We start from the raw sequence: 11,822 nt of genomic DNA, 5'->3' as shown, positions 1-11,822 counted from the left end.
CGGCGAGATTCTCGAGGCCCTGACGCAGATGCGGGAGATGACCGTCTCGGTCCAGGGCGGATCGGGGGAGATGAAATCGGGGAACGACCAGATGCTCACGGCCATGCGGAACGTGAGCGAGATCACCCTGCGCTCGCGCGACGCCATGGACACGATCATCACCAGCGTGGAGCAGATCAGCGCCGCCATCGGCGACATCTCCAGCGTGAGCGACGTGAACCACTCCCAGATCGAGGAGATCCTCCGCGCCACGGGGGAGCTCAAGCTGGCCTCTTCGTCGAAGAACACCCCGGGCGGGGAAGTGGAAAATAACGGTGGGTCCCGCCAGGCGAACTGACCCGGGGGATTCATGAGAACCGACTCGACGGCCGATTCCGGAGAGGTGTGTCGCGAGCACGAGCACAGCAAGCCCGGTCATTGATCCTGGGGTATCCGGAGGGTGAAGGTGCTTCCCGATCCCTCCCGGGTATCCACCGTTATGTCGCCCCGATGGGCCAGAACAATATGTTTCACGATGGCCAGCCCGAGACCGGTTCCGCCCAGCTCGCGGCTCCGTGCCCGATCCACCCGGAAGAACCGCTCAAAGATCCGGGGCACGTCCTCCTGGGGTATTCCCTGGCCGGTATCCCTGACCTGGAGCCGCATCTCCCTGTCGCGGTTTTCCACGATAATGGCAACCTCGCCACCGGGTTCGCTGTACTTGATCGCGTTCTCCACAAGATTGTTCAGGGCCTGTTCAAGCAGATTTGCTGCTCCGCAGGCCTGGGCGTGGCCATCGTAGTGGACCCGAAGATCGATATCTTTCCGACGTGCCTGATCGCGGTAGCCTTCGAAGACGCGTTCCACGATCCGCTCCAGAGAGAACCTGACCGGCTCGATCATCCCCTCCTGTGATTCGAGGCGGCTCAGGGCAAGGAGGTCCTCGATGATCAAGTTCAGGCGATTGGCGTGTTTCCCGATGATATTGAGAAACTGCCTGGTGTGGTCCGTTCCGTGGGGAACCTCGTCCAGCAGCGTCTCCACGAACCCCAGGATCGCCGTGACGGGAGTTTTTAGTTCGTGGGAAACGTTGGCGACAAAATCCCGGCGTATCGCTTCGAGCTGCTTGAGGCGCGTTATGTCGTTCAGGACAAGCAGCACCCGGGGACCGCGATCGTCCTGGCGGCGCAAAAGCGTTCCATGGACCTGAACATGCACGGGGGGAGCCTTGGGCAGGGTGATCGTCGCTTCGGCGTATTCGCCGGTTTTCAGCACCTCTTCGGCGAAATAGTTCAGATCAGGATTTTGCAGGTGTTCCAGAAGATGTTTCCCCCGGCAGGGGACCCCCTCCTTGCGGAACAGCTTTTGGGAGGCGATGTTCATGGAACGAATGTTTCTGTTGGCATCGACCAGGATTACACCCTCGACCATGCTGGTCAGAACTGCTTCTGATTCGTTGCGCTGATCCTCGATACGATGAATCGTCTCGGCCAGCCGCTCTGCCATCCCATTCAGGGCGGTGGCTACCAGGGAGATTTCTTCGGGGCCACGAACCTCGATACGATGAGTCAGGTTTCCCCGGGAAAAATGGCGGGCTCCTTCCTGGATCGTGCGGAGCGGTCTCTGTGCCCGGTTTATGATCATGGCTGTGATGATAGCCGTTGCCACAAGCACTCCTGCTACAGCAGGAACAAGAACCGCTATGATCTCCCGGAGCCTGAGGTCGATCTGTGCCAGTGAAGCCGCCGCCCGAAAAACCGGTTGCGGAGACCCCGGGATTTCCAGGGGCTGTTCCGGTGGAGGGAGCGCCACATAGAGGGTGGGCTCCCCCGTCGTATCGCTTCGCCTGAGCGACACTCCGGGACTGCCCTGAAAGGCGTCGATAATCTCCCGACGGTCCCCGTGGTTTTCCAGGGACTCGGGATCTTTCCGGGATTCTGCCAGCACCGTTCCGTCGGGTGCAATAATGGTAAGGCGGACCGTTGTTCCCTGAAGAAAGTGGCGCAGCTGGTCCTGGTCGGTAAAGGGAGAGGGGATGGCGTTCCCCGCCAGGGTTGCGATGGTGTGCAGCTCCTGAAGCTTCTCCTGATACAGGACGCTTCTGAACATCCGGGTTGCGATCAGGGAGAGGATACCAAAGGCCAGTACGATAGCCACCAGGTAGGCCGGATACATGTAGAAGAAAAGAGAACGCCGCATCAGCTCGTCAGTCCTTGCCTTTGAGCCGGTATCCCACGCCCCGTACCGTCTCGATCAGCTGTCCGCACGTTCCCAGCTTTCGCCGGAGCCCCAGAATCTGGACGTCCACGGACCGTTCCGTTACGGGGTAGTCCTCCCCCCGGATCGCATCGATAATGCGGGATCTGGAAAAGACCCACCCGGGGTTCCGCGAGAGAAACTCCAGAATGGAAAACTCCGTGGCCGAGAGAGAGATAGCCGTCGTGTGGTTCTCACCCGCTTCGGCTTTGCACGTTACCTGGTGGCGGGTAATGTCGATTGTGATCCCGTGGATCGATATTCGCTCCTCCCGATGACGGTCTTCTCCCGGGTCTCCTGCGCGACGCAGGGCCGCCCGGAGGCGTGCCATGAGAACTTTGGGGTTGAAGGGCTTTGTTACGTAGTCATCTGCTCCCACTTCGAGACCCGCTACTACATCGCTGTCTTCCGTGCGGGCCGTGAGCATCACCACCGGGATCGATCGGTAGAGGACATCCTGCTTGAGTTCCCGGCAGACCTCCCATCCGTTGACTCCGGGGAGCATCAGATCGAGGACAATCAGGTCGGGGGGGGCTTTTCTGACCTGGTTCAGGGCGGCCTCCCCGGAAGAGACGCCCCGGACGGAAAACCCTTCCTTTTCCAGGTTATAGCGGACCAGCTCCAGAATGTCCGGTTCATCTTCAACGATCAGAACATATCCCATGGATCCCAGTATGCAGTGTTTTATGAGAATTGTGTTAGGGCTCTCCCGATATCGGGCGGCCCCGGGTTCCCGAAAGCTGTCTCACCGTCTCTGCCATGGCCAGGCATCGGTCGCCCACGTGTTCCAGGTGCGAGATGATATCGATAAAAGCGAGTTCCCCCTGGACATCGGCACCGTCCCGAAGTTCCAGCACCAGGCGCACCTGTTTTTTTAGTTTATCCCGCAGTCTGTCAATACCGTCTTCCATACGGCTGGCAATTTCCGGTTCGGGCCGGTCAATGCGCCCCTCCAGATAATCGCTGATGTATCCGAGGAAGTCCATGACCCGGGCGCTGAACTGGAACAGCTCCTCCTGACTCTCCTGGTGGAATTGAAGTCCCTTGGTGTGACTGCCAATGAATAATCTCATGGTCTTGAGACAGTCCTCTCCGATAAGCCCCATCTCCTGCGCTATCCGCTGCTGTTGCCACATTCTCTCGGCCTGAAGGGTGCTGCAGGGGAGTTGGGAGCGGGCCGTGAGCGATCGGCTGATGAGATTCATCAAATCCCGATTATTTTCACGCAGTTTCGACAATCGCCGGCCCGACTCTTCCAGGGTATCGTCCAGGGTCTCGTCGATTTGTGAGACGTTCATCAGAATCATCATCATCTCGCAGGCACCTCGCGCCATACCCGCAAGGGAAGATTGTATCAGGGTCAGGTCTGCATCCAGAGTTTCGGGCAGTCGTGATCTCAATAGAGCCGGACGCAGGTGCGAAGGATCTGCTGACCCTTGGGGGGGGTGGACCTTCTCTGCCAGACGCAAAAGGGGGCCTCTCATAATACCGATCACCGGCAGAGCGACACAATGTACCGATGAGTAGAAGAGGGCGATCTGTGCCGCGCTCCTCGTCCCTGCCCGCCCGGGAAGAAGGAACTCTGCCAGCTCAAGGAGTGGATACCGCAGCAGAAAACCCGTAATAGTGGAGATAACGCCGGTCATGAGGTAAAAGAGGGCGGTCCTTCTGGCTCCCTCCTGGAGCTCCCGGACCGACAGCTGGAATATCAGAGGTGCCCCAAGATTAGCTCCCAGAACGGCTGTCGCAGCGAGCCCCGGAGGGATCCATCCCCGGGCGGTGAGGGACATGATCAGCACGACTGTTCCTGTGGCAGACCTGAATCCTGCCGAGACAACCAGGGCTGCGACAAAGGAAATGACCGGTCCGAAGGAGGAACCTNTGAATGCTGCCAACACCGGGGGGACCGGAACGGCCCCGGGGATGACAGGGAGTCGGCCCGATAGAAATTCCATGCCAAGCATCAGCAGAGAGAGCCCTCCCAGAACCTCGGAACAGGGGTACCGTCCAACCCCGCCGTGCTGCCGCAGGAGGAGTACAATAATAAGAAGGATCAGTGCGATCGGTGCCAGGGGGAACTGATATCCCGGCAGGGCCACAACCCAGCAGAGAGCCGTCGCACCAAGGTTAATTCCGGTCAGAACCGGGGCAGTTCGTGAGAAGGTGAGCGCTCCGCTGTCGACCATGGTCACAACAGTGGCTGCTCCCGATCCGGCCGATCCCCCGGCGGTCAGCAGAATCCCGGTGAGGAACCGCGACACAACCGGGACCCGGGGCCGGGAAAGGCGGGATCGCACCAACGGACCCAGGGAATGGTTAACTGCTGTGGTGACCTGTCGCAACCCCAGTATGAAAAGCGCGACGGCACCGAGGTTTGTCAGGATTTCCAGACTCGTGTGCATGGCAGATATCTCCTGTTTTTGCCCGGTGTATTCGGGTCAGTTCGTTCGGATAACAAAGGCTTCCCGGGATTCCTCTTCCAGGAAGGACCGGAAGCGTTTCTTGTGGCCGGGCATACGTAGTGCAGTGTCAAGGTAATTCCCGTTATCGGTGAACTTGATATCGCCGGAAATATTCAGATAGGTCTGGGCGTTTTCAACGGTGATGATGTAGGGAGGGGCTCCCTTGCTGACAAGAAGATAGTTCAACACGATATTGCCCGTTCGGTGATTGCCCTCCAGAAAGAGCTGTGGGCGGCTGAGCATGCGGGAATAGAATCCGCTGGCCAGGTGGAAGGGGTCGCTCTCTTTCCGTTTGCGCAGGACCCACTCCTTGACGGGAAAAATTTTCTTCAGGAAGTTCTTGCGTGTCTCCTCCAGGTGCGCATAGTACTGTCTTCGATCCTGCCGGTTCCGCCCGCAGAGTACGACGTGGTTCATCTCCAGCAGGGCGTGTAATCCGGCGGGCGTAAAAATATCCATGTCCTTTTTCAGAAGCGAGTTCAGATACTCGTAGGCTTCGACAATCTGTTCCCGCATCTGGGTTGTGAAGACCTCCCTTCGCATCGAGAGGAGGTCATTGATGTCAGCAAAGGACTTCTGGAACCGGGCGAGAGAAGATTCGATCTGTGGTATGTCAAACTGTGCTCTCATGGAGATTCACCACGCCGGGGAGAGACCGCTCTAGCCAAAGTGGCCGGTGATGTAGCGACTGGTCTCTTCGTGCCGGGGATCGTCGAAAACCCGGGCGGTGTCTCCGAACTCAAGAACCTCACCCATCAGGAAAAATGCCGTCTTGTCGCTTATTCGCAGGGCCTGGTTCATGGAGTGGGTGACAATAACGATGCAGTAGTCCCGTTTCAGGGACTCCATCAGCTCCTCTATTCTCTTCGTTGCTATCGGGTCGAGAGCGCTGGTAGGTTCGTCCATCAAGATAACCTGGGGCTGCATGGCTATGGCGCGGGCGATGCACAGTCGCTGCTGCTGTCCTCCGGAGAGGCTCAAGGCATTTTTCTTGAGCCGGTCCTTGACCTCATCCCACAGGGCTGCGCGGCGAAGAGATTCCTCCACAACCTCATTGAGGGCGGCGGTATTTCGGAGTCCCTGCATTTTGGGGCCGTAGGCAACGTTCTGCCAGATACTCATGGGAAAGGGATTCGGCTTCTGGAAGACCATCCCCACGGCGGTTCTCAGGGATGTCACGTCCGTCCCGGGTCCATATATATTGGTATTATCCATCAACACCGTGCCTTCAATGAGGCAATCCCTGACCAGATCGTTCATCCTGTTCAGCACACGGATGAAGGTGGACTTTCCGCATCCCGAGGGACCTATCAGGGCTGTCACATTCCTGTCGGGGATCTCCATCTCTACCGCTTTCAGGGCATGAAAGACCCCGTAATACAGATTGAGATTCTTGATGGAAAACTTGGGAGAAGAGTTCATTGTCTTAGTGCTCCATGTGTTTTTTGAAGAAGGCCGTGAGAACCTTCGTGGCAATATTTACAACCAGGACAAAGACCACCAGAACCGATGCAGTGGCAAAGGCGATCTGAAAGTCCTCCGGATTCAGGGCTTCCTTTGTCAGGTAGTAGAGGTGAATGGTAAGGGTTCGTCCCGAATCAAAGATCGAGCGGGGAAGATTTCTGGCTATTCCAACGGTGAGGAGAACCGGTGCGGCCTCTCCCNCTACTCTGCCGATTCCCAGGATCGTCGCCGTAAGGATCCCTGGCAATGCCGAGGGGAGGACCACCCGGTATATCGTCTGCCACTGGGTTGTTCCCAGGGCCAGAGAGCCCTCCCGAAATGCCCGGGGTACCGTTTGGAGAGACTCTTCGGTGGTCCGGATGATAACGGGAAGTATCATGATGCTGAGCGTGAGCCCCCCCGCGAGGATTGACTGGCCCAGACCGGCAAATCTGGCAAAGACCAGGAGCCCGAACAACCCGTAGAGAATCGAGGGAATACCCGCCAGCGTCTCGATGGCGGTTCGAATGCACTGTACCACCCGGGGCTTGTCACTGTACTCATTGAGATATACCGCAGTGGCAATTCCTATAGGCAGGGCTATGGCCAGGGATGTGAAGACGATGTAGAGCGTGGTCACCACCATGGGGAATATTCCGACCCCCCGTTCCGATGAGAAGATGAAGCGGAGACTGATCGTGCCGATTCCTCTGGTCACGATGTACACCACAATCCAGACCAGAGCCGCCACGATAGCTGTGGTTGCCCCGGCCATCAGCAGGAGAAGGAGCGAGTCCAGCACCCGGCGTTTGGTTCGATGAATACCGTAGATCATGATGAAACCTCGGTGTGCATCTTCCCTCGAAGGCGCATGATGACGCCGTTCAGGAGAAAGATGAGAAGAAAAAGAATGATTCCGATGGAAAAGAGCATTTCATTGTGACGCCCCGCCGAGTATCCCATCTCCAGGGCGATCGTTGCGGTCAGGGTTCGAACACTGGAGACAAGGGATACGGGAATTTGCGGTGAATTGCCTGCCACCAGGATCACGGCCATGGTCTCGCCCAGGGCCCGCGCCGTTCCCAGCACGACCCCCGTGACAAGGCCCGACTTTGCGCTGGTACAGACCACACACCAGGCGGTCTGCATCTTTGTTGCCCCCAGAGCGAGTGAGGCCTCCCGGAGGGTAGCGGGAACCGATCGGAGTGCCGTAACCCCGATCGTTACAATCGTGGGGAGGATCATAAGAGAAAGGATTGCTATTGCAGCAGCGATCGAACTTCCCGAGGCAGACCCGAACAATCTCTGAATGCCGGGAACGACAATCATCAGCCCGAAGAATCCGTAAACCACGGAAGGAATTCCGGCCAGCAGTTCGATGGCACCCGTAACGGCAGCCGAGAGGCGTGGGGGGAGAAACTCGGCGATCAGAACGCACGAGAGAAGAGCTACGGGCGCACCGACAAGAACGGCTCCAAGGGCAGACAGAAGTGTTGCGATAATCATGGGAAAGATGCCGTACATTTTTCGGTATACCGGGCGCCATTCCCTTCCCGTTATGAAGCTCCGGAAGCTGTAGGGGGGCTCCGGGATATTTATATGGATTCGTGGTTCCAGTCCCGGCAGGGATCCCGGGAACGACAGGGTGTAGGAGAGATGTTCGGGGCTGGAAAGGTAATCCTGAAGTTCCGGGGGAAACTCAATGGAACGACCAGGATCCTCCACGTTCCTGTACAGGGGAAGGGAAATCCGGGTGGGAGTTCCGGAGAGGGGAAATTCGATTGTCAGATATGATGCCTCCGGATCCAGCGGGATCGCTCGCCGATGATTCTCGTAGAGAGACCCGTTTATCCGTGCCGAGGGGATATTCTCCAGCACTACCGCAATCGATGGAGCGGTGGGAAAGAAAAATGGACCCAGTCCCTGGGCAAAGACAAAGATAACCATCGCTGCGAGGGCGATAACCGAAAAAAATGACACGATCCGAAAGATGTGCCGAAGAGATCGATCAACGATAATTCTTGTGGATGAACTCATGGCGTATTCCGGTCGGGCGGCCTGACCAGGAAACTCGCAGGGGAGCCGGTCGCGGTCATCAAGGGTGGCTCTCGCATCGGTCGGGGCACACAGCTTGCTGTCGCCGTGGTTCATGCTAGTTGATCCGGACATAGTTGCGTTCGACGATCGCCTGAGCTTCCGGCGAAACCATCCATTCCAGGAAGCGATCTGTTTCGGAAGCGGTCTTTTCCTGGCGGTAGAGCACCAGAAAGGGTCGGGCGATGGTGTAGGCACCGGATGTAACGTTTGCTCCCGTTGCAGCAACGCCTTCGATGTCGAGGGCCTTCACCTCGTGGGTGATAGAACCCAGCGATATATACCCGATGGCGTTGAGGTTACCTGCAACCGAGGCCCGAACGCCTCCAGTTCCGTCAAACTCGATAGCCCCTGACACCAGCCGGTCAACAAAGTCAACGACCTCTTCAAAGGCACCGCGCGTTCCCGATCCCGGTTCCCGTGATACCACGGCGATCGGCCGGTCCGGTCCACCGACCTGATTCCAGTTTGTGATCTCCCCGGTGTAGATCTGTCGCACCTGATCCCGGGACAGGCCGGAGACGGGGTTATCGGGGTGGACGATCACGGCAATCGCATCGATTGCCACGGTGAGAACATCCAGTCCGAATCCCAGTTCGGTGGGACGCAGGGATCGACTGGACATTCCCAGTTCTGCCACACCGGTGTTTGCTCCGGTTATGCCGTCACCGGAGCCGGTGCCGCTGACGTTGATCGAGACATGGGGGTGGGCAGCGGAGTAGGTTTCGGCAAAGCTCTCCATGAGGGGCGATACCGAGGTGGAGCCGGTCACCTCGATTGTGTACTGGGTCGGACCCCCGGACTCGCTTCTGCCGCCGGCAAAAGAGAGAGCGGGAACGAGTAGTGCCATGGCCGCTACGAGGGCCACCGTTCTTTCAATCTTCATACATATCCTCCCGGTGAATTGTTCCGCGCATCTGCGCTTATCGGGGGTACTCTCCCGGCTTCGTGTTAGGGAAGGGTTAGATCGTGGTTAGCCTTATATGAAAAAGCTCGCAGCACCTATTTTCTGCTTTTTTTCGGAAAAAACCTGCGAATCACGCTCCTGACCAGATTCTTCGGGGGCGGTATGCTGCCCCCGGAGCGCCGGGAGGCAGAAGGATCGAGGCGCCAGTCGATAACCTGGTCGGTCAACTGGATCAGTTCCGGCTTTGTCTTGTGGTCTTCCATCATGCTACTCCCGTAATTTCGTCGAGTACGCTGTTCCAGTCGTGGTTTCTCACGGCGCCTTCCCGGGCCTGTCGGCACATTGCCTGATACTCCGCAGGGGCAAGGCTCTTCATTCGCAGGACCTTCTCTATGGCCTGCGCCCATTCTTCCGGGTCCTCGACAGGTACAATGAACCCGCTTTTCCCCTGGGCCACCAGTTCCGAGGGGCCGCCGCAGTCGGAAACGATGCAGGGCACACCGCAGGCCAGCGCCTCCAGTACCGACATACCAAAGGTGTCGGTGGTACTGGGAAAGGCAAAGAGATCGGCCATTGAGAGCAATCCGGGAATCTCCCCATTTTTCAGACGGCCCGTAAAAACAACATCGGGACTGTCCTGTGTCGCTGCCTCGAGTTCCCTGCGGTATGGACCGTCTCCGGCCAGAAAGAGGCAGACCTGACATCCCCGCTCGCGCAGCCGCTTCTGCACGCGAATGAGAAAATCCAGATTTTTGTCCTGCGAGATACGACCGGTATAGACAATTTTGTGTTCTGCCCCGAAGGGGCGGGAATGGATGATCGCTTTTGCTTCAGGAGAGAGAGTCGCTCCCGGGATAAACCGCTCCGTGTCGATTCCCCGCCGGAAAAGCTTCATCCTTGAGACATCAAACCCTCGTTCGGCCAGAATCGCCTTGTATTCCAGGGTGGGAACCAGGATCTCGTCGGAGGACTGAAAGAACCATCGTGTACAGGATTCCACCAGATTTCCCAGAGTGAGGTCTCCTGTTATCTCGGTTATTTCCCGGGAAAAGTCGGTGTGGTATACCGCTGTGGTTTTTACCTGGGCCAGTTTCCCCAGGGCAAGGCCGAGCAGCCCGATGGGGCCGGGAGAGGATATATAGATCTCCCGGGGGTCGTGGTCAAACATAACCTTCAGGGCTCTGAGAAAGGAGGGAATTCGGAGCAGGAGATCCTCGTAGTAGGGCAGGGGGATTTCCGATAGTGGCGGCAGGTTGATCACACTCGATGGAAGTTTCTGATCGTGAGAGTTCAGGGATGTCACGATCCGTATCGGTCTCTTCTGGACTTCCGCCAGAGTTGCAATGTGTGAGAGGGTAACCGAAACTCCGTTGAGATCTTCCAGTGTGTCGGTGAACCAGAGAATCTCCCGGGTCTCCTCTTCGGGAGGAACTCCCCACCGTTCTTTGAGCTGTGGCAGAAGATCCCTTTTCTTGTACATATGCAGAAAGGTTGAAACAAAGGGGGCCGAGAGAAAGAATCCGGGCAGGGAAGCGGAGATACTCCGCACCAGACTCCAGAGATTTCCCGTTGCCAGGTGCGTCGTGACCGATCGGGAAAATTCCTTCAGAAACTCGTCGGATATGGCGGTGATTTTTTCGTAGATCGTATCAATCCGGCTCTCGATTCCACTGGACTCGTCCAGGGTTGCAATGGTATCGACCAGATCGGCCAGGCGGTTCATGACGGGCCCGGCTTTCCGGCTGCGCAGACGTCCCAGCTTGAGGGCGCTTGTCAGCGAGAGCTTCTGGTTGTTGAAGAGAAACCCCTGTATCTGCTCTGCAAAGGACAGGGACACCGTTACCGGCTTTGTGCGACTGAACTCCATGGCGATTTTGTAGAAGCCGAAGGACATGGTCCGGAAATCGTTATGCACCCCCCCGGCGCGGGTCTTTTTCTCCCTGATCGCCTCAAGAAAGTCCCGGGGAGTCCCTGCCGGAGCGTCCGTCTCTGTCCAGGTCCGGCCAATGAGAAGCCCGGCATGATCGTCGCTGCCACCGGTGATCCCCTTTATCCAGGGATCAGTGCCCGCAGGATCGATGCCGTGTTTTTTCGAGAGCTGTTCCAGTCGCTCCTCTTCCAGCGTGTCCAGGAAGTGTATCCATCCCTGATTGAAGGAACGGTTTCGTGCACCGTTTATTCCTTCAAAATGGTTGAAGAGCAGAAGAAATTTCTCCAGGTGATCCGGGGAGAGCGTGTCGTTCACCGCGTGGGTGGCGTGGGCCAGAGAATGGACCAGGTCTTGCTCCAGGAGATAATCCCTGAGCGCGTAGATGCTCTTTCTAAGGGACTGTATCTTTCGGAACTGCGAGGAGTCGAGTCCATAGATCAGGAGGTGGGCCTTGCAGCCATCCTCGGGGAAATAGGTAGTGCTCTCCACGCCGGGTATAACCCGATTTGGGTAGCGGTCCTGGAGTTCCTGGGCTCCCCTGATATCGTTGTGGTCGGTGATTGTGACAAAGTCCATTCCCTCCGCCAGGGCCCGACGGTATATCGCTTCCGGTTCCGTGTAGGATTCGGAGGCGCCCAGTCGCTGAAGAAACCACTCCGTGGGATGGTCGGAGTATCTGGAATGTACGTGCAGGTCTGCTTTTGCCATAGTCTTCTCCCGGGGTCACGGTATGGGTTCTACTATGGCGCTG

Annotated in this window: 10 protein-coding genes; 1 reads left to right on the top strand and 9 read right to left on the bottom strand. The window is 57.5% G+C overall.

The genetic code is table 11. The features are described 5' to 3' along the window. Positions 1-337 (top strand): hypothetical protein (locus B071_RS17920; protein WP_040588645.1); only part of this gene is annotated, 337 nt, incomplete at its 5' end. Positions 338-414: 77 nt separating this feature from the next. Here B071_RS17920 and B071_RS0114275 read toward each other — a convergent pair. From B071_RS0114275 to B071_RS0114230, 9 genes are all read right to left on the bottom strand, one after another. Beyond that, complete coding sequence (locus B071_RS0114275; protein ID WP_018527750.1) at positions 415-2,178, bottom strand: sensor histidine kinase; 1,764 nt, start codon at positions 2,176-2,178, stop codon at positions 415-417. A gap of 7 nt (positions 2,179-2,185) precedes the next feature. Continuing rightward, positions 2,186-2,899, bottom strand: a complete 714-nt coding sequence (locus tag B071_RS0114270) for a response regulator (protein WP_018527749.1) — start codon at positions 2,897-2,899, stop codon at positions 2,186-2,188. Between the two features lie 34 nt (positions 2,900-2,933). Continuing rightward, positions 2,934-4,637 (bottom strand): PhoU domain-containing protein, encoded by a 1,704-nt coding sequence (locus B071_RS0114265; protein ID WP_018527748.1) that lies wholly within the window; start codon positions 4,635-4,637, stop codon positions 2,934-2,936. A 36-nt stretch (positions 4,638-4,673) separates the two neighbouring features. Then, positions 4,674-5,327, bottom strand: a complete 654-nt coding sequence (locus tag B071_RS17915; RefSeq protein WP_018527747.1) for a hypothetical protein — start codon at positions 5,325-5,327, stop codon at positions 4,674-4,676. Positions 5,328-5,357: 30 nt separating this feature from the next. Beyond that, entirely contained in the window at positions 5,358-6,119 is a 762-nt protein-coding gene (pstB, locus tag B071_RS0114255) for a phosphate ABC transporter ATP-binding protein PstB (RefSeq protein WP_018527746.1), read from the bottom strand. A gap of 4 nt (positions 6,120-6,123) precedes the next feature. Further along, entirely contained in the window at positions 6,124-6,915 is a 792-nt protein-coding gene (gene pstA / locus B071_RS0114250) for a phosphate ABC transporter permease PstA (RefSeq protein WP_438829748.1), read from the bottom strand. Positions 6,916-6,971: 56 nt separating this feature from the next. Further along, positions 6,972-8,291, bottom strand: a complete 1,320-nt coding sequence (gene pstC / locus B071_RS18770) for a phosphate ABC transporter permease subunit PstC (RefSeq protein ID WP_018527744.1) — start codon at positions 8,289-8,291, stop codon at positions 6,972-6,974. 1 nt (position 8,292) lies between these two features. Further along, complete coding sequence (locus B071_RS0114240; RefSeq protein ID WP_018527743.1) at positions 8,293-9,120, bottom strand: phosphate ABC transporter substrate-binding protein; 828 nt, start codon at positions 9,118-9,120, stop codon at positions 8,293-8,295. Between the two features lie 283 nt (positions 9,121-9,403). After that, positions 9,404-11,779 carry a glycosyltransferase gene (locus tag B071_RS0114230; protein ID WP_018527741.1) on the bottom strand — a complete coding sequence of 792 codons (2,376 nt, stop codon included), beginning with the start codon at positions 11,777-11,779 and terminating at the stop codon, positions 9,404-9,406. Positions 11,780-11,822 lie beyond the last annotated feature (43 nt).

It is taken from the genome of Alkalispirochaeta alkalica DSM 8900, assembly GCF_000373545.1.
Taxonomy (GTDB): domain Bacteria; phylum Spirochaetota; class Spirochaetia; order DSM-27196; family Alkalispirochaetaceae; genus Alkalispirochaeta; species Alkalispirochaeta alkalica.
Note: the sequence above shows the minus strand (reverse complement) of the source record. Positions and strands in the feature narration are given on the sequence as shown.